Annotated in this window: 14 protein-coding genes; 8 read left to right on the top strand and 6 right to left on the bottom strand. The window is 70.8% G+C overall.

The window, feature by feature from the left end; all coding sequences use genetic code 11:
• Positions 1 to 31 precede the first annotated feature (31 nt).
• The 4 genes from ACZ6MA_RS13690 to ACZ6MA_RS13705 all read left to right on the top strand — a co-directional run bounded on the left by ACZ6MA_RS13690 (position 32) and on the right by ACZ6MA_RS13705 (position 3,130).
• A complete protein-coding gene (locus ACZ6MA_RS13690) occupies positions 32 to 442 on the top strand; it encodes a hypothetical protein (protein ID WP_469433566.1) in 411 nt (136 codons plus the stop codon).
• Between the two features lie 90 nt (positions 443 to 532).
• Complete coding sequence (locus ACZ6MA_RS13695) at positions 533 to 1,276, top strand: ATP-binding cassette domain-containing protein (protein WP_469433568.1); 744 nt, start codon at positions 533 to 535, stop codon at positions 1,274 to 1,276.
• Positions 1,277 to 1,283: 7 nt separating this feature from the next.
• Positions 1,284 to 2,537 carry a DUF7224 domain-containing protein gene (locus ACZ6MA_RS13700; RefSeq protein ID WP_469433569.1) on the top strand — a complete coding sequence of 418 codons (1,254 nt, stop codon included), beginning with the start codon at positions 1,284 to 1,286 and terminating at the stop codon, positions 2,535 to 2,537.
• Between the two features lie 134 nt (positions 2,538 to 2,671).
• On the top strand, positions 2,672 to 3,130 hold the full coding sequence (locus tag ACZ6MA_RS13705; RefSeq protein ID WP_469433570.1) for a hypothetical protein: 459 nt from the start codon (positions 2,672 to 2,674) through the stop codon (positions 3,128 to 3,130).
• A gap of 128 nt (positions 3,131 to 3,258) precedes the next feature.
• On the opposite strand, the gene ACZ6MA_RS13710 is transcribed toward ACZ6MA_RS13705, so the two are convergent.
• Complete coding sequence (locus ACZ6MA_RS13710) at positions 3,259 to 5,358, bottom strand: SpoIIE family protein phosphatase (RefSeq protein WP_469433572.1); 2,100 nt, start codon at positions 5,356 to 5,358, stop codon at positions 3,259 to 3,261.
• A gap of 318 nt (positions 5,359 to 5,676) precedes the next feature.
• On the opposite strand from ACZ6MA_RS13710, the gene ACZ6MA_RS13715 reads away from it, so the two are divergent.
• The gene (locus ACZ6MA_RS13715; RefSeq protein ID WP_469433573.1) at positions 5,677 to 5,877 is read left to right on the top strand and encodes an SCO3870 family protein; all 201 of its coding nucleotides are present in this window, start codon (positions 5,677 to 5,679) and stop codon (positions 5,875 to 5,877) included.
• Positions 5,878 to 5,906: 29 nt separating this feature from the next.
• Here the strand turns inward: ACZ6MA_RS13715 and ACZ6MA_RS13720 are convergent, their stop codons facing one another.
• Positions 5,907 to 6,806: a hypothetical protein gene (locus ACZ6MA_RS13720; protein ID WP_469433574.1), complete on the bottom strand. Its 900-nt coding sequence runs from the start codon at positions 6,804 to 6,806 to the stop codon at positions 5,907 to 5,909.
• A gap of 325 nt (positions 6,807 to 7,131) precedes the next feature.
• Here ACZ6MA_RS13720 and ACZ6MA_RS13725 point away from each other — a divergent pair, with 325 nt between their 5' ends.
• Together ACZ6MA_RS13725 and ACZ6MA_RS13730 are read left to right on the top strand one after the other, a co-directional pair.
• On the top strand, positions 7,132 to 7,920 hold the full coding sequence (locus ACZ6MA_RS13725; protein WP_469433576.1) for a helix-turn-helix domain-containing protein: 789 nt from the start codon (positions 7,132 to 7,134) through the stop codon (positions 7,918 to 7,920).
• Positions 7,902 to 8,201: a DUF397 domain-containing protein gene (locus ACZ6MA_RS13730; protein WP_469433577.1), complete on the top strand. Its 300-nt coding sequence runs from the start codon at positions 7,902 to 7,904 to the stop codon at positions 8,199 to 8,201. The genes ACZ6MA_RS13725 and ACZ6MA_RS13730 overlap by 19 nt, the downstream gene beginning before the upstream one ends.
• A gap of 18 nt (positions 8,202 to 8,219) precedes the next feature.
• Here the strand turns inward: ACZ6MA_RS13730 and ACZ6MA_RS13735 are convergent, their stop codons facing one another.
• The gene (locus tag ACZ6MA_RS13735) at positions 8,220 to 8,786 is read right to left on the bottom strand and encodes a hypothetical protein (RefSeq protein WP_469433578.1); all 567 of its coding nucleotides are present in this window, start codon (positions 8,784 to 8,786) and stop codon (positions 8,220 to 8,222) included.
• Between the two features lie 20 nt (positions 8,787 to 8,806).
• Positions 8,807 to 12,298 (bottom strand): ALF repeat-containing protein, encoded by a 3,492-nt coding sequence (locus ACZ6MA_RS13740; protein WP_469433580.1) that lies wholly within the window; start codon positions 12,296 to 12,298, stop codon positions 8,807 to 8,809.
• Between the two features lie 534 nt (positions 12,299 to 12,832).
• On the opposite strand from ACZ6MA_RS13740, the gene ACZ6MA_RS13745 reads away from it, so the two are divergent.
• Positions 12,833 to 13,933 carry a hypothetical protein gene (locus ACZ6MA_RS13745; RefSeq protein ID WP_469433581.1) on the top strand — a complete coding sequence of 367 codons (1,101 nt, stop codon included), beginning with the start codon at positions 12,833 to 12,835 and terminating at the stop codon, positions 13,931 to 13,933.
• Positions 13,934 to 14,046: 113 nt separating this feature from the next.
• Here the strand turns inward: ACZ6MA_RS13745 and ACZ6MA_RS13750 are convergent, their stop codons facing one another.
• Both ACZ6MA_RS13750 and ACZ6MA_RS13755 read right to left on the bottom strand, forming a co-directional pair.
• Positions 14,047 to 14,466 carry a hypothetical protein gene (locus tag ACZ6MA_RS13750; protein ID WP_469433583.1) on the bottom strand — a complete coding sequence of 140 codons (420 nt, stop codon included), beginning with the start codon at positions 14,464 to 14,466 and terminating at the stop codon, positions 14,047 to 14,049.
• Positions 14,467 to 14,517: 51 nt separating this feature from the next.
• Entirely contained in the window at positions 14,518 to 18,426 is a 3,909-nt protein-coding gene (locus ACZ6MA_RS13755) for a polymorphic toxin-type HINT domain-containing protein (RefSeq protein WP_469433584.1), read from the bottom strand.
• Positions 18,427 to 18,465 lie beyond the last annotated feature (39 nt).

Genomic DNA, 18,465 nt, shown 5'->3' on the forward strand with positions numbered 1-18,465 from the left:
GCAACTCGGCCCTCCTACCGAGGAGATACCCATGCGTGCAGTACAGAAGGCAGGTGCGATAGCCTCTGCGGCCGTCGCGGCGTTCGCTCTCACAGCCGGAGTCGCTCATGCCGAAGGAGGCTTCGACTCCTACGCCAGCAACTGGGTCACGGGCAAGGAATCGCGCCACTGGGACGACAACAACAGTGATGGCGCATCCACGACTGTCCGGTTTTCCGGATGCTCCGCCTCTAATTCGACCTTCAGGTATGCCGGGATCCAGCTGAAGAGGGACCGTAGTGGGCTCCCCGACCCCGTGGTCGACAGAAGCAAGAACTACTGCAACACGTCCAACTTCGGACGCCAGTCCGGTGGAACGTACTACTTCAACTACTCCAACCTCAACGGGGACGACGCTCCCCGCTCGTACCTGAACGTCAGTAGCATCGCCGTCAGGTACTGATCGAACCGGAACCCCCGCCCGGCCTGGCGTCCTGGTACGGCAGGCCGGGCGGCCTGTTTCCTCCCCAGCCGTCTCCACCTTGGAAGCCACGTGCCACTGCGCTATACAGACTGCACTTTCGGGTACCGGGCCGGCGTACCCGTCCTCGACTCGCTGACCTTCGAAGTTCCGCCCGGGAATACCGTGTTGCTCGGGCCGAACGGTGCCGGAAAGTCCACACTGCTGTCATTAGGTGCCTCCGTCCTGGCGCCCTCGGGCGGCACCGTGCGCCTCGGGTCGGCGGACAGCGTGCGGCGAAGCGACCGAGGCGAGTTCCGTCGCCGAGTCGGTTGGCTGCCGCAGCGCGTCAGTCCGGTGCCGGGGCTGACCGTTCGGGAACAAGCCGCCTACGCGGGGTGGCTCAAGGGCCTTTCGCGACGCCGCGCCTGGGACCGCTCCGCCGATGCTCTGGACCGGGTCCGGCTCACCCAGCTCGCTTCCCGGCGCAGCCATGAGCTTTCCGGCGGCCAACTGAGGCGCCTGGGGATCGCCCAAGCGATCGTGCACAGAGCGGAGGTGGTTCTCCTTGACGAGCCCACGGCCGGTCTGGACCCGGAGCAGCGCAGAGTCTTCCGGGAACTGCTCGCCGATCTGTCCGGCAGAGTGCACTTCGTGGTTTCCACCCACCAGACGGAAGACCTGGCGGACATCTACCACTCCGTTGTCGTCTTCGACCGGGGCCGGGTCGTGTACGAAGGCGATACTCACGGCTTTCTCGCTCATGCGCCCGGCGATGTACCCGGTGAACGGCGCGCGGAGAGCGCGTACCGGTCGCTGGTGCGCGGGGAGGTCTGAGCCGGACATGCGCATCAAGACGCTTCTGCGCTCCGGCCCCGCCGTTTGGGCTGCCTTGGTCCTTCTTCCCGCACTGCTGTGGTTCAGCGCCCAGAACTCCGACACGGTCATCGAGTACTGGGCGTCCGCCAGTACGCAGTCTCTCGTCGTTCTCGGCTTCGTGAGCGGTGCCTGCGGTGCCTGCGCCGCATGGGAGGCGGGCCGTTTGGCCGATGCGGGTGTCGACGGCTGGGCACCGGCGCGATCTCGGTTGAGTGTCGCCGCCACTCACCTCGCCCCGGTCGCCGCCCTCGGACTCGTCGGCTTGCTCGTTTCCTTGGCCGCCTTCTCCGGTCCCGCTCTCGGGAAGCCCGGTCATCCGGATTTCCTTGTCCTGGCCACCGCCTATCTCATCGTGCTGTCCCACATGGCCGTGGGATATCTGGTGGGCCGCCGACTGCCCCGCTTGCTCAGCGCCGCACTCATGCTCATCGTCGGCTACTTCTGGGGATTTTGGCCCGCGGCCCTCGACAGCCCTTCCTGGCTGCGCCATCTGAACGGACAGGGCGTTACCGAATGCTGCGGTCTGGATCAGGAACCGTCACTGCGGAGTCTGGGATCGGCCGCCGCCTTCTCCGCCGGGTTGATCACCGCGGCGCTACTCGTGCTGGTGATGCGTAAGGGCAAGGCCCGGCTGGCTCTGGCCTGGACAGTCTGCTTCGTGGGCATCGTCGCAAGCGTGGCACTGGCCCGCCCGCTGGGGTTCAAGGGTGCCCAAGCGCGCGACCGTTCGCTCTTCCAGTGTGTCGGCAGCCGTCCCCAGGTCTGCCTGTGGCCCGAACAACGTGCCGACCAGGCGGACTTCCTCCGCTGGTCCCAGGACGCGGACCGTAACCTTCGGGCGGTTGGAATCAAACCGGTATCGCGAATCGAGTTCGGTGCCACGATTCCGAACCGAAATTCTGTCGTTACCGCGATTTCTGCAGGGGCGATGCCCGCCGAGCCGCCGGCCTGCGCCCAGCAGCCGAATGCCCGCTACCCGGGCGACGAGGCTGCCTCGGCTGTCCATTCATGGCTTGCCCTGACGGCGGGAGCGCAGCCCTCCGCCTTGCGCAGGCAGTGGCCCGCCAAAGCCGTCGAATTGGGCGAAAAGGTCCGCCGACTGCCGGTGGCGGCGCAGCAAAGGTGGTTCGAGCGCAATATGAGCGCGGTCCGTGACTGTTCCGTCGCGCCCGATCTCGACCCGACTTCGTACGCACGGGCAGCGAGGCAGACGCCGTGATCTGGTGGGTCCGGGCACACGCCACCTCCTCTTGGGCCGGGGCACTGGTCCTGTGCTTCGTGGCGGCACCCCTCCTTTCGACCTCAACGGTCCCCCTGCCCTCCTTCTTCAGTGGCCTGGGAGGGGGTGTCCCGGTGCCGCTCGTCCTTCCGGTGCTCCCGGCGGGCGTGATGCTCTACGGGCTGAACCGCGCGCCCTGGGAGACGGAAGCGTGCGCGGTGCGCCCCGTCACCTCATGGTGGGTGGCCGCTCTCACCGCTGCCGGTGTTCTCGCGTCGCTTGTCGCTCTGCTGGAGACGTTTCTCCTCGACTTCGCGCTGGCCTTCGCCGTTGCCCGCAATTTCCTGGGTTACCTGGGCGTGGGCTTGATCGTGCAGCGCTTCACCCACGCGCAATACGGTCCCGTAACCGTGGCGGCCCTGCCCGTGGCCTGCGCCTTGATCGGGCTGGGCCCGGGAGGGCGGCCGTACGCGTGGATGTGGCCCCTGCACAGTAGCGACTCCGTCGTCGCCGGTGCGCCGGCGGTCCTGATCTTCGGCCTGGGGCTGGTGGCCACCGCTCGGCCCCGGGGCCGGACCAGCCGAAGAAGGTAATGACTGGAGAGGGGGCCGGAACGTGCTGGAGACCGCCAGGCGACCCCACACCATCGACAACCCCTACGCCCGGTAACGGTCGCCCCGTGAGACCGTCGGCTTCAACGGGGCCGGTCGCGCCGTCCTCGTCAGCCGTCCTCCTCCGCCGGTTCCTTCGTGGGGACGCGCAGCGCGATGAGACAGATGTCGTCGCGGCCGAACGCGGCGGGTTCGGCGAGGAGGCTGTCGCAGAAGACGTCGAGCGGTTCCCGGGCGAGGACGGCGGCGGTGCGGCGGAGACGGTCGAGGCTCTCGTCGATGTCCTCGTCGGGGCGCTCCACCAGACCGTCGGTGTAGAGCAGCAGGGTGCTCTCGGCCGGCAGGGGTTCGACGGCGCTGTCACGCCAGTCGTCGTCCCGCGTGGGCAGGCCCAGCATCGGCGAACCGGCCCGGTCCAGGAAGCGGGTGGCGCCGTCCTTCGTGACGAGCAGCGGCGGAGGGTGGCCCGCGACGCTGTAGCGCGTGCGCCAGCCGCCCTCGGCGTCCTTCTCCAGACGGGCGAGGGCACAGGTGGCCGTGCCCTCCTCGGGGTTGAGGGTCTGGGTGGCCACGTCCAGCCGCCGGATGATGTCGCCGGGCGGTTCCTGGCGGTCGGCGGCCAGGCCGCGCATCATGTTGCGCATCTTGCTCATGGTCACGGCGGCGGCGATGTCATGCCCCGCGACGTCACCGATGACCAGGACCGGGGCCCCGTCGGGCAGGATGAAGGAGTCGTACCAGTCCCCGCCGACCTCGGCGGCGGTGGGACTCGGCAGGTAGCGGGCGGTGATCCGCAACCGCTCGTACCGGGGCGGGTCGGTGAGCAGACTGTGCTGCAGGGCCAAGGCGACGCGCCGGGTGCGCTGGAACTCGGCAATGTGCCGCAGCGGTTCCTGCGCCTGCTCGACGAACTCGTGCATCAGGGCCACGTCCGCCGGGCCGATCGGCTCGCGGTCCCCGCACGCGAAGGCGTCCACGACGGCGGCGAGCGTGCCGTCGATGACGATGGGCACGATCACCATGCTGTGCGCACCGGCCCGGTGCAGCCAGGAGACGGTGGCGGCCGGGGCGGTGTCCGGGGGAATGGTGTCGGGGGTGAAGGTGGCGTGGATGACGCGCCGTTCCCGGACGGCCCGCGCCAGCGCGCTGCCCGCTTCGAGGCGCTCCTCGCGGCGCCCCGGCAGCTCGGGCGGGAGCCCCTCACGGGTGCGGACGGAGATCCGCTCCACGGTGATCGGCCCTTCGGCGGCCGTGTGCCCGTCGGTGGCCGCCAGGAGGTAGATCCCGCACTTGTCGGCCAGCGCCGGAACGATCACCTCGCCGAGCGTGGCGAGCGCGCAGCGCGGATTGGTGGCCTCCGCGAGGACGGCCGCGGCGTGGGCCAGCAGGTCCTTGCGGCGCTGCTCCAGCCACTGCGGCTCGATGTCGGTGCACGTGCCCACCCATTCCACGACGGTGCCCCGCTCACGGACCGGTACGGCCTTGACGTCGAAGTGCCGGTAGCCGCCCTCCCGGGTGCGCAGCCGGTAGACGTACTCGAACTGGTCGGGCACCTCTTCGAGGGCGCGCCGCCAGGCGGCCGTCATCGGGGCCCGGTCGTGGGGGTGCAGGGCGTCGATCCAGCCGTCACCGCGGAACTCCTCCCACGTCTGGCCGGTCACCTCTTCCCACCCGAGGCTCCGCTCGATGGTTCCGCCCTTGGCGGCCGTCACCCACATCATCCGGTGGCCGGTGGCCGCGAGGCTCTCGTAACGACGCAGGGCGCGCAGCCGCTCCTCCGACAGCAGCCGTGGCCGGTCGGCGGCCCGCACCTGGCCGGTCACCTCGACCGCCACGACGAGGACGCCGGTCCCTCCGGGGGTGCCCGTCCCTCCGGGGGTGTCGGGGGTCGCCGAGAGGCTGAAGGTGAAGAAGCGTTCTTCGTCGTGGTGCGGGGCGCCGGTCCGTACGGGCGCGGCGGTGACGCCCACCGGCTCACCGGTGCGCAGGACCTGGTCGAAGAGGCCGAGGTACTCCCCTTCCAGGAGGCCGGCGAATGCCTCGCCGACCGGCAGGCCGACCGGGCGGTCACCGAACAGCTCCCCGTAGAGGCGGTTGGTGTAGACGACGGTGTGCCGTGGGCCGTGAGTGACCGCCACCGCGACCGGCACCGCGTCGAACATCCGCCAGTCCGGCCCACGAGGCGGCGGGGGGCCCTGTTCCGTGTCCATCGGTCGTCCTCCTCGCCCCCGGGCGGGCTCCGCCGTCGGGTCCCGGGATATGCGGAGGTCCTGCCGGCCGGTCGACTGCGTCACCCCACATCGTGCCCGACCGGCCGGTACGAGCTTCGCCGGACGCTTGGTGCGTCAGGGTGACCTGGGCGCCGGTCAGTGACCTGTCCCGGGGTCGGCGACGGCCCGGCGGATGGCGGGTCGATGTGCCCGGCGTCACGTGTGTGAGCCGCACTATTCGGGGCAGGACCGGGAAGTTGACGGTGCATAAACAGACTCGGCGGTGAACGGGTCGTCTCGTTGCTCGGAGGAGATGGAATGTCCAAGGCCCCTTTCGCCGCCTTGTCCAGTGCGCTCGCGGGGCTCGGGACCGCGCTCGGATTCCTCGCCGGGGAGCTGCGCGCGGACGGCTACGAGCAGTACGTCGAGTCCGTGAGCAACGCGGCGGGCGTCATGTACGTCGCCGCCGCCCTGGTCGTGGTGACGTGGATCCGTGACGGTCGGGCGCAGTCGGACTGAGGGCCGTCCGGCGTGTCCGCCCCGGCTGGTCAGGGCGTGTTGTGGCCGCCGCGCAAGGCCGCCCGTACCAGGCTGCCGCCCCGTAGCGCGGCACCGATGGCGCCGGAGGCGTGCGCTTCCTCGGCCCGTTCCCGGCGGCAGTCGCGGCACAGCGTCTCCCCGTCCACCGGCTGGAACAGGTACGGCTGTGTGTGATCACCCCGGCACTCCCACATGCCCGCCACGCGCGGCACGACGGGCCCTGCGGCCCGCTGCTCGGCGAACGGCCGAGGCGCGGGCATCTTGCGCAGCAGCCGGTCACGCGTCAGCCCGGCCGGAGAGTTGATCCGTTCCGGAAGCCCTGAGGTCAGCGACTCCCGCAGTTCCCCCATGGTCGCCCCGCGCAGCAGCCATTCCGCCGCGAGCGGGGCGAGTTGCGCGATGTCGGCGGGTGCCAGCCGCAGTTTGCGTTCGCCGCGCGTGACGAGGGCGAGGGCTTGCGCGCCCCGCTCGGCCAGCGGGTGGGGAGGGTGGGAAGTCTTCGCCCCCGTTGTCTTCTCTTGGGAACGGCCGACGGACGGACGAGTCGGTCGACGAACGGTCGGTGGGGCGGCAGTCGGTCGAGGCCCTTTGCGGGCGGCCGACGCCTCCTCCGCCGTCAGGGGCTTGTTCGAGACGAGCTGCGTGGTGAACCAACGGCCCCGCGCGCCCTGCGCGCGCCACTCGTGCACGTACCCCTCGGCGATCAGTTCCCGCTTCGCGCGGATGAACGCCGTCTTCTTGATCCCGGCCCGCTCGGCCGTCTTGGCCAGCGACACGTCCTCGCTGTTCGGCAGGGAGAGCTGCCAGGTGAGGAGACGCACGGCCTCGGCCGAAAGGCGGGGGTGGCGGATGATGTCGTTCGATACCTGCGTGAAGAAGCGCGTGGGAGCGCTAGCATGCTTCAACATTCTCGGGAGGTCTCTTCTCCTGGTGGGTGTAGACCCCCGGTCGGTGTTCCTAGCACCGTCGGGGGTCGCCTTATGTGCCGCACGCTAGCCCGGCGGGTGGGCTGGGGAACGGTGCTTTCGGGCGCCAACACCCGTACGATTCGCGGTAGATCGTGTGTGCGACACCCTGTGGGGTGGTTGCCCCGATTTCAGCTTCCGGTGTCGGTCAGTAGAGCTACGCTCGCCAGGAGTAGCTGATTTCGGCGTGTCAAAGTGAAACCCGGTGACAACAGTGCCTCCACCAAAGGAACTTGACCCCACGGCCTCGCTGGCCTGCCTCTACGGAGTGAAGCTCCGCAAACTGCGCATCCGGGCCGGACTGACCCAGCGGGAGCTGGGAGACATGATCCCGGTCCATCACAGTCAGATCGCCAAGTACGAACTGGGCAACGAAACGCCGTCCAAGGAAATCTCCGACCGCCTGGACGAGATTCTCGGTGCGGACGGCGACCTGTGCGACCTGTGGGTGCACGCCAAGCGCCAGCCGATCCCCGATCGCTTGCGTAAGTACCTGGAGTACGAGGCCACGGCGATCGCCATGCACGCATACCTGGCGCACTCGGTGCCGGGCCTCTTGCAGACCGATGCGTACGCGCGGTCAATCATGAGCGCTGCCCAGCCGTGGTGCACTGCCGACGAAATCGAGGAAAAGGTCGCCACCCGGATCGGCAGGCAGAGCGTACTGGCGGAGGCCGACCCCCCGCTCCTGTGGGCCGTCTTGGACGAAGCGGTCATCCGGCGCGCAGTGGGCAGCCCGGCAGTCATGCGCGACCAGTTGGCGCGGGTGCTTGAGGCGGCAAGTGGCCCGAACGTCCAAGTGCAAGTTCTGCCATTCGCGGCTGGCTCCCATGCCGCCATGGGTGGTTCGGTGACCTTGCTCTCCTTCGAGAGCGCACCGGATGTGGCCTACCTGGAGGGAGGAACGCTGGGCGAACTGGTGCAGACCAGAAAAGAAGTAGCCCGGCATTCCTATCGGTACGACCTGGTCCATGCGTTGGCGCTGTCACCGTGCGCATCGCTTTCCTGGATCGAAAGAGCAATGGAGGAGTTCGACGCATGCGAATCGAATACGTAGATTTGATTGAGACCACTTGGCGTAAGTCTTCATATAGCGACGCCGATGGCGAGTGCGTGGAGGTCGGCGAACGTTGGCGCAAATCGACGTACAGCGACGGGGATGAGGCATGCCTCGAAGTCGCCGACAACATACCCACCGGCGCTGTCGCCGTCCGCGACAGCAAGAACCCCCACCGCCCCGCCCTCACGTTCCGCCCCGCCGCCTGGCACACCTTCGTCACTGCCGTCCGGAACGGCGACAGCCCCCTCCCCGGCATAGCCGGGGAGGGGGCTGCGTGACGTCGGCCCCCGGAGGGGCTACGCGGGCGAACTCAGCCAGTTCGTACCCTCGGCACGCTCATGCGGCGGCGTCTTCGGGTTGGCGCTGCGGCGCTCGACGTAGCGACTGATCGTCTCTACCCGTCGTGGATGCGGCAGTGCCACCAGACCGATGGAGCCGTTGCCCCAGACGGTTGCCCGCAGGACGAGGGTTCCGTCCGTGGACAGCATGACGAATTCGGGGAACCCTTCCGGTCCGAAGATTTCGGAATCGGCTTCGGAACGGTTCCCGAACACGTCCCAGTCGTCCATGAGCCGCACCCGCGCCCACTGCCTCGCCCCGGAGGGCGTCGGCACGGCGAAGAGGAACTCGCCGTTCTCGTCGAACAGCCCCTCGTCCTCCGCCAGGCGGAACCACGAGGAATTCGCGGAGGCCGGGAAGTCCGGGTCGTCCTTGGTGACGACGGCGTCCTTCCTTCCCTCCTCGCGGCGGCAGCTGCTGGCGAGGAACGCACCCCACACGGGCACGAGTGCGCCCGGCTCTTCCATTCCGCACAGGCGCAGGCCTGACGCGGCCAGATCGCGCGAGATGTCGGTGACCTCCACGAAAATTCCTCTCTACGGAGTCAGGGCCGGGGCTTGTACAGGGTGATCTTGTTGTAGTTGTGGTCGACCACCCAGCCGATGTCCCCGTACTTGTTGATGAGGATCCGGTAGGAGTTCCCACCACCCGGGATGTCGTAGATTTCGGCGCCGCCCCACTTCCTCGCGATGGAAGGCGGAGTCGGGTTGTTTCCTCCCGTGCGCACCTCGAAGAAGTCCGGAGTCCCGTCGGGGTTGAGGCGCTGGGGGCGGCCGTTTTGGACGATATCATCGACGCCGTCGTGGACGATGTTCGGAGTTTCCGGCTCCTTCTTGGCCCCGCCGCCGCCCTTGCTGCGAGCGTTACGGAGTGCCGTTCCGACGCCTTCGTCGATGCGGCGGACGCCGTCACCGATGGTGAAGCCACCGCCGACGATGAGACTGGTGCTGGCGACAATGGCCGGGGCTCCGGCCAGGCAGCCGATGCCGGTGATGCACAGGGCGCCACCGGCGATGTCACCCGAGCCGCCGACCCCCATCATGAAGATGCCGAGAGCCGTTTCGCCGGAGCCGATGATGACATCGGGGTTCAGCAACTCCGTGGCGTAGTTCCCGACCGTCTTGGCGCCGTTCTCCAGCCAGTCGGGGATCCAGCCGTCGTCCTTGTCCTTGGCGGCCTTCTCGGCCTCGGCGTACTTCTTCTTCCACGCCTCCAGGATCTTCTGCCGCCGCTCGATCTCTTCCTTCTGCTTGGTGACGGCGATCGTGAAGGCCTCGGCGGACGCCTTGTCCGCGGCCACCGAGTCCTTCCCGGCGGCGGTGGCGGAGCTGCGTGCCTCGTTGGCGGCGGTCCATGCGACATCCGCCGAACCACGTGCCGAGTCGGCTGAACTCTGCGCGGCGGCGGCGGAGTCGATGGCGTCGGCGGCGGCGCGGTTGGCGTCGGCCTCCGCCTGGCGGGCGGCCTTCGCCGATTCCTTCGCCTGGGCAGCGGAGGCTTCGGCCTCGTTCGCCGACTTATTGGCGTCCTCGGCGTACTTCTTGGCCTGGCCGGCGGACTCGTCGGCCTTCTTCGCCCAGTCCTTGGCCTCGTCCGCGGCCTTGCGGGCGACGGCGGCGACCCGGGCGGCCTCCGCGGCGTTCTTCTGCGCCCCGGCGGCGATGCCGGCGGCACCGGCGATCAGGTGCTGGACGTCGGCGATGTGCGCGGCCGCCAGCATGTCCTTGCGCTTGGCCTGGTACTGGCCGGTCGCGATGAACCGGTGCAGCTGCTGCGGCGGGCCTTCGAGGGCGATGCGGGCGGCGGACTTCAGCTCGGGGCCGCCGGCGCTGAGCTGGGTCGCCTGGACCTTCTCGTCGGTGGTGCGGGCGGTGTACTGGCCCGAGGTGAAGAACTCGCGGAGCTTCGCGGCGCTGCCGTCCTTGAGCGCGGCCATGGCCGCTTCCTTCACGCTGCGGCCGCTGGAGGTGGCGATCTGCGTGACGCGGACGCGGTAGTCGTCCAGCATGACCTTGTCCGCGCCGGACTCCAGGAAGGCATGGACCTGCTGGGCGTCACCCGTCAGGGCCTGCTGGGCGGCCGTGCGGAGCTCGACCGTGCGGGGTTCCACCGCCAGGCGCTGGACGCGTGCCCGGTCGTCCTGCTCGGCGGCCTTCTTCCAGCCGGTGCGCAGGTAGTCGATCACCGCACCGTCGGAACCGGCGAGTGCCACCTCGGCGGTGGCACGGCTCCAGGGGCCACGGGTCTTCATCGCGATGACCGCGATCCGGCGGGCCTTCTCCGCGACCTGCTTGGTGTCCGCACCCGACTTGGTGGCCTCGTCCGCGAGGCGGACCGCCTCGGCGTCGAGGTCCTTCGCCTCCTGGGCCGCCTTGGCGGCCTTGGCGTTGCGGTCGTCGTCCTCGGCCTTGAGGTCCTTGGCCCGCTCGATCTCCGCGGCGGTGCGTGCGGTGATCTCCTCGGCCTCGGTCTTACGGGTCAGCTCGAAGATCTTGTTGGCCTTCGCCACCGCGCTCGTGGCGGCGTCGGCGGCCTTCTTGGCCGCGACGGCGTGGGCGGTCGACTCCTTGGCCGCCTTGTCCGCCTCACCCGCGTGCTTGGCCGCTTCCTCGGCCGCGTCGGCCGCCTTCTCGGCGTGCTCGGCGGCTTCGTTGGCCGCGTCCCGCGCCTCGTAGGCGGCGGCGGACGACTCCCGTGCCAGCGCCTCGGAGGCGTTGGCCGCCCGGGTCGCCTCGCGTGCGTGACGACGCGCGGAAGCCGCCGCGGCGGCCGCCTCGGCCGAGTGCACACCGGCCGCATCGGCGTAACCGCTGGCCTCACCGGCCGCGTTCGCGGCGGCATCGGCGTTCGCACCGGCGGACGAGGCGGCCTTGGCCGCACCCGAGGCCGCGTCGGCGGCGGCACCGGCCTGCGTGGCCGCCTGGGCCGCGATGCGCGCACCCTTGGCCGCCTCACGGGCCGCCTCCGCCGCCTTGCGCGCGGTGGACGCCTGACCCGCGTCGGAGGCCGCGGCGGCTGCCGCGCCCCGCGCCCGGGACGCCGCTTCGGCCGCACCGGCGGCAGCGGACGCGGCCTGGGAAGCGGCGGCCGCCGCCACCCGCGCGGACTGGTTCGCCGCCCGCGCCGCGTTGATGGCCTGCTGTGCCGCGGCCGCCGCGCCACGGGCGGCCTCGGCCGCCCGGCCCGCGGCGTTCGCGGCCCGCTTGGAGTCCTTGCGGGCCTCGTCGGTCTCCTTGGCCGCCTTCAGGGCGGCTTCCTTGGCGAGCTTCGACGCCTCGACCGCGCGCTCGGAGGCCTCCTGCGCGGCTTCGGTCTCCCGCTTGGCCCGTGCGCCGGCCGCCTTGGCCTGCTCGGCCAACTCCGCGACGGAGGCACGCTCCTGGTCCCGGGCGCGGGCCACGTGCTGACCCACCGCGAGGAACTCGCGCACGTCTTCGATGGTGCCGCTGAGCGCCAGCTTCGCCGCGGCCTTGGTGGCCGGGCCGCCCGTGGTCGCGATCTGCGTCAGCTCGACCCGGTCGTCGGACTCGCGGGCCGGGTACTGGCCGTCCTCGAGGAACTCCCGCACCTGCTCCGGACCGCCGTTGAGCGCGGCGCGCCCGGCCTCCTTGGTGGCGCCACCGTTCTCGGTGACGATCTGCATGACGCGGACCTGCCGGTCCTGCTCCAGCGGAGCCTTCCAGCCGTCCTTCAGGAAGGTCCGCAGGTCGTCCCGGCTGCCGTTGATCGCCTTCTTGGCCGCCTCGCGCACGCCCCGGCCGCTGACCTCGAACAACTGCGTGAGAGCGACCCGCTCGTCATGCAGCTGGACGATGTCCTTCTCGCTGTCGAGGAACCGGCGTACGTCCTCGTCGGTGCCCATGAGCGCGACTTCCGCCGCCGCCCGGACACCCGGCCCGCCCGTCCGCCACAGCTCGACGACGCGGCCGCGGTCGGTGGCCGGAATCGGGCTGACGACGGGGCCGTCATCCGCGGCCGCCGGGCTCGCGCCCAGCGCTCCCGCGGCGAATGAGAGCGAAAGGGCACCGGCGCACAACGTACGTATGCCACGCCCCCATCTCCCCCCAGATCTGTTCACGTTGCTGCTTCCCATCACAAGCAACCCGCACGGTCAAGTCGGGTCCGCCGAATTTCGGCCGACCGAGCATAACCATGGCTTGATCCGATAACTAGGCGCGCATTAACCGGAGTTATGCGCTCCAGATAGAGGGTGCCCATGAGGGTTATGGCGTGTACGCGTCAATGCGTTACTCGCGGTAGGCCCTTGGCGGCCACGGAATGCGGGCCTGAGCCATCGTCAAGAACACGCAAAGTCGGCGCTGGTGATAGATTGTGGGCGGCACATTTATGTCATCCTTATATGTGATCCGGTTCGGCTGCCCGTATTTCCGCGCTCCGGATTCCCGGATTTCTTTGACATAAATTTTTGTGGCCGCAGCCGGAGTCCGCGCCCCGTGGCGCGAGTCCTCGCACGGTCTCCACCGTGCCCCGCTGTCAGTGCTCCATGTCATTATGCGGACGCGTCCCAGGGAATGGGGAAGCGTTCTGTTGCTTGCCAGGGGGTTCGGGGATGGGTGCTGGTACGGAGCCGGACGGCTCGTCGAGGTCCGACGAGGAGTGGGAGCGGTTTCTGCGCGAGTCGGTGGCGGGTGCCGCCGACGCGCCCAAGGAGCCGTCGGCGCGGGCCCGCGCCGTGGCGAGGCGGCTGCGCGATGAGCCGGACCGCGTCCCGGAGGGCTGGCGCAGTTACACGCCCGCGCGGCCCAAGCGGCGCACCGGCTGGTACGTGGCCGGGCTGCTGGCCTCGCTGGTGCTGCTGGTGGTGGCGCTCGTGCCGGGGCGAATAGTGGACCTGTTCGCCGGTGACGATCCCGGCTCCCCGCCGTCGGCGGCCGAGACCGCCCGCCCGGACCAGGCACCCCCGCTGGCGGCGGACCGACGCCCCACCAAGGAGGAGCCGTTCCGCGGCTCACCGGCGGCGGACTGGGCGAGCGGCGCGGCGGGGATCACCGTGCCGAAGGCCGCGGCGGTCGGCTGGATGAGCGAGGCCGAGGTCGAGCGTGCCCTGGCCCGCAGCCGGGACTTCCTCGTCGCGTCCGGCCTGGACCGCGAGGTGCTGCGGGGCGAGCGCCCCGAGAAGGCGATCGCGCTGATCAATCCGCACCAGAAGGACGTCCAGGACCTCCTGCGGACCGCTTTCCGGAGCCCGAGCGAGAAGAACGACCCCCTCTTGCTCTTCAGCCGCTTCCAGCCCTCCCGCACCCGCCTGGTCGGCGACGTCGTGAAGACCCGGGGCCGGCTCACCTACCGGGAGGGCGAGCGCGGCGCGCTCCAGGTGACCGCCGACGTCACCTTCGTCTACCCGGTCACCCGCGCGGACGCGGGCGGCGACGACGAGATCGTGCGCACGATCGTCCGGCGCGAGCTGGTCCTGAGCTGGGACGACCCCGGCAAGGTGATCACCGAGCCGGGCACGTTCTCGATCGTCTCGCAGAAATACGCCATGACCAACGGCGGCTGCGGCGCCCCCACGGGCTACTTCACCCCGCCCTTCGGCACGGACCGCCGGGCGGACGGAAGCGGCACGGAGGTCGACCCGTACGACCGCAGCGCGCCGGTCTGGCGGGGCGCATCCGCCGGGGACGAATGCGAGAGGGCCACGCGGTCCTGAGCCACCCGGTCCTCAAGGGGTGGCGCCCGGGGCGCGGGGCAACGGCGAACCCCCTCCCCGGCAGGGCCGGAAAGGGGGCTGCGTCGCGTGCGCGGTGATGGTGCCGGGGCCGGCTAGGGCAGGGTCCGGTGGATCGCCGTCAGGCGGTCGTCCGGGTCGTCCGCGACGAGGACGCCGGAGCGGTCGATCCGCCACCACGTCTCGTCCGGGACGAACGGCGCGCACTTCGCCGCGCCGTAACCGTCCTCGGCCAGCCGGGCCAGTGCCTCCGAGAGGCGGGGAACCCGCTCGTCGAAGAACGTTCCCCCGTCACCGGGAACGGACACCGTGTCCCCGTCGGGCTCGACCGCGATGAGCCGGAGCGCGCCTTCGTCAGAGAACCCCAGCTGCACGTCGCCGTACAGACAGAACACCGGGTCCTCGCTGGCGAAACCGTCCGGCTCCCCCCACCGCGCGACGATGTCGCGGTAGGCGGTGCCGGGGACGGCCGCGCCCAGCTCTCCCGTGCGCAGGAAGCGCAGGAGGGCATTCATCAGGGTCGCTCCTCACTCATCGGAACTCGTCCGGACTCATCGGTCGCCCACTCACGAGGTGAGCTTCTTCAGTGTCTCCACCAGCCGCTCCAGGCCGGGGATCTCCTGGCTGTAGCTGTGATTCTCCTTGAGGTACTTCAGTCCCTTCTCGGCCGCCGCCAGGGCCTTCTTCTGGAACGCGGCGTTGGAGAAGCTCTTCTTGGCCGCGGCCAGCGCTTCCTTGCCCGCCTTGCCGGAGAACGTGGACCGGTAGGTGATCGCACCGGTCTTGTCGGCCGCGACGGAGACCTCACCGGCACTGCCCTTGCCCGGCAGCTTCACGTGGAAGCCCTTCTGGGCCCAGTCCTCAGCGATGCCGTCGATCTTGCACTCGGCGTTGTGGGCGAGGACCGGGGTGCGGCCCGCGAGCACGTAGTACGAGTGGATGGAGCTGACGGTGAGGTTGAATACCTGCTGCGTGGCCGTCCGCGCGTCGGTGCCCGTGACCTCGACGGTCGTACCGTTCGAGGAGCGCAGCTTCGCACCCGGCTCGATGTCGCCGGCCTTGACCCAGGCGTGCCGGTCGGCGAGCCAGAAGGGGTGGCCCGCGGTCGCGGTGACCGTGCCGGTGGCGTCGCCCTTGTCACCGTCGGTGTCGACGGTGAGGTTCACCAGCTGCTTCACGCCGTTGCCGACGATGACGCCCTCGACGGGCTGGGCTTCGGTCAGGCCCGTCTCGGGGTCGGTGGCCAGCACGTTCTCGCCGGTCCGCACGTCCTTGATGGGCTTGGCGGAGCCGTCGGCCATGAGCACGGGCGTGCCCGGGGTGAAGCTGTTCTTGCAGGCCCTGCGGAGGCCCTTGATGAAGCCGAGACCCTTCTCGCCGTACTTGGCGAGCTTGGCCGCCGTGGCGGCCTCACCGGCGACCGGGATGGCGGCCATGCAGGACAGGGCGGCGTTGCCGTAGTCCCCTTCGGCCCCGTACCAGGCGCAGTTGACGCCGTTGGCGATGGTGCCGATGCCGGGGACGGCGCCCACGACGTCGAGGGCCAGGTGGCCCCACTTGCCCCAGCCCCAGCCGTCGTCGTCCTTCTCGGCCTGCCTGCGCAGTTCCTCCTCGCGCTCCTTGCGGAGCTGCTCCTCGCGGCGGCGGGCCTCGTCCTCGGCACGCTGCTTGGCGACGGCGACCTCGTAGGCCTCCTCGGCCGCCTTGTTCGCGGCGTCGGAGTCCTTGCCGGCGGCCGTGGCGGAGGCACGGGCCTCTTCGGAGGCGGCGTAGGCCTCGTCGGCCGACGAGCGGGCCCAGGAAGCGGAGACGGCCGCACGGGCGGCGGAGTTCTCCGCGTCGCGGGCGTCGCGCTTGGCGGCGGCCTCGGCGTCACGGGCGACCTTGGCGGACTTGGCGGCGTCCGCCGCCGACGACGCGGCCTGCTTGGCCGAGTTCAGCGCGTCCACCGCGTAGCCCTTGGCCTCCTTGGCCGAGTCGGCGGCCTGCTTGGCGTAACCGTCGGCTTCGGCGGACGCCTTGCGGGCGACGGCCGCGACGCGCGCCGCCTCCGCCGCGTTCTGCTGGGCGGTCGCGGCGACCACGGAGGCCCCCGCGATGAGCGACTTGACCTCGGCCACGTGGGTGGCGGTCAGCTGGTCCTTGCGCGCGGCCTTGAACTGCCCGTTCTGGATGAACGCGTGCAGCAGCAGCGGCGGGGACTCCAGAGCGACCCGGGCGGCCGCCTTGACCTCGGCGCCGCCGGTGCTCTGCAGCTGCACGGCCTCGACGCGCTCGTCCGCCTCGCGTGCCGCGTACTGGCCCTCGTTGAGGAACTCGCGCAGCTTCGTCGGCGAGCCGTCCTTCAGCGCCGCCTTGGCCGCTTCCTGGATGCCCCGCTTGCTGTTGTTGGCGATCTGGACCACGCTCACGCGGTAGTCGTCGACCGCCGCCTGGTGCTGACCGGTGCGCAGGAACTCGCTGATCTTCGCGGCGTCACCCTTGAGGGCCTCCGCCGCGGCCTTGCGCACGGCTTCCGAGTCGGCCTCGTCCACCAGTCGCTCGACGCGGGCGCGCTCGTCCTGCTGCGCGGCCGTCTTCCAGCCCGACCGTACGTAGGCGCGGACCGCGTCGTCCGACGCGGCGAGCGCCGCCTCGGCGGCGGTACGGCTCCAGGGGCCACGGGTCTTCATCGCCAGCAGCGCCACCCGGCGGCCCTTGTCGGCCACCTCCTTGGTGTCCGTACCGGGCTTGGCGGCCTCGGCGGCGAGCCGGGTGGCCTCCTCGTCCAGCGCCTTGGCTTCCTTGACGGCGTCCGCGGCCTTGGCCTTGCGGTCGTTGTCGGCCGCCTTGAGGTCCTTCGCCTGCTCGATCGCACCGGCCGTGCGGGACTTGAGCTCCTCGTCCTCGACCTTGCGGGCGATCTCCTGGACGGTACGGGCCTTGTTCACGGAGTCGGACGCCACGTTGGCGGCCTTCTTCGCGGCCTCCGCGTGGGCGGTGGACTCCGCGGCGGCCTTCGCCGCCTCACCGGCGTGCTTCGCGGCCTCCTCGGCGGCGTCCGCCGCCTTCTCCGCGTGCTCGGCGGCCGAGGTCGCGGCGTCACGCGCCTGGTAGGCGGCGCTCGCGGCCTGCTGGGCCAGCGACTGGGCGGCGTTCGCCGCACGGGTCGCCTCGCGTGCGTGACGACGGGCCGCGGCGGCGGCCGACCTGGCGACGGCGGACTGTGCGCCGGCGGCGTCGGCGAAGTTGCCGGCCTCGTCCGCGGCGTCCGCCGCGGCGATGGCGTTGGCGCCCGCACCGGCCGCGGCCGACGCCGCCTCACCGGCCTGGGTCGCCGCCTCGCCCGCCGCCACGGCGGCGTCGGCGGCGAGCCGGGCGCCCTTGGCGGCGTTGCGGGCGTCCTCGGCGGCCTTGCGGGCGGCCGAGGCCTGGCCCGCGTCGGTCGCCGCGTTCGCCGCCGCGCCCCGTGCGCGCGCCGCGGCCTCGGCGGCACCCGCGGCGGCCTCGGCCGCCTGGGACGCGGCACTGGCCGCGATACGGGCCGAGGTGTTGGCCGCGCGGGCCGCCCCGATGGCCTCCTGGGCCGCCTCGGCGGCACCGGTCGCGGCTTCCGCCGCCCGGCCCGCGGCGTTCGCCGCCAGCTTGGAGTCCTTCTTCGCCGCCTCGGTCTCCTTGGCCGCCTTCTGCGCGGCTTCCTTGGCCAGCTTCGCGGCCATCACCGCGCGCTCGGAAGCGTCCTTCGCGGCCTCGGTCTCCCGCTTGGCGAGCTTGCCCGCCTCCTTGGCGCGCTCGGCCAGCTGGGCGACCGTGGCGCGCTCCTCGTCCCGGGCGCGGGCCACGTTCTGGCCGACGTCCAGGAACTCCCGGATGTCGTCGATGGTGCCGGCGAGGGCGACCTTCGCGGCCTCCTTCGTCGCGGGGCCGCCGGAACTCATGATCTGCATGAGCCGGACCCGGTCGTCGGCCTCCTGGGCCGGGAACTGCCCCTCGTCGAGGAACCTGCGGACGTCCTCCTGCGTGCCGTTCAGCGCGGCCTTGCCCGCTTCCTGGACGCCGCTGCCGCCCGCGCTGACGATCTGCATGACCTGGACCCGCTGGTCCTGCTCCATCGGAGCCTGCCAGCCGCTCCGCAGGAACGTCCGCAGCTCCTCCCGGGTACCGGCGAGGGCCTGCTTCGCGGCCTCGCGCACCCCACGGCCGCCCAGGGTGAACACCTGGACCGTGGCCACGCGGTCGTCGTGCAGCTCGGCGAGTTCCTTCTCGCTGTCGAGGAAGCGACGGACATCCTCGTCACTGCCCAGCAGAGCCGCTTCGGCGGCGGCCTTGACGCCGGGCCCGCCGGTCTTCCACAGGTCGACTATTCGGCCACGGTCGGTCGCCGGGACCTGGTTGACGATGGTGACGTCATCCGCCGCGTCGGCCGACGCGGGGCTCGTGCCGAGCAACCCGGCGACAAGCGCCAATGACACCACGGTCAGGCAGGCGCCGCGCATGCCGGTATTCGTCTGTCTTCTCGCTCTCGCGGAGTAGAC

This window comes from Streptomyces sp. NPDC042259 (assembly GCF_055582085.1).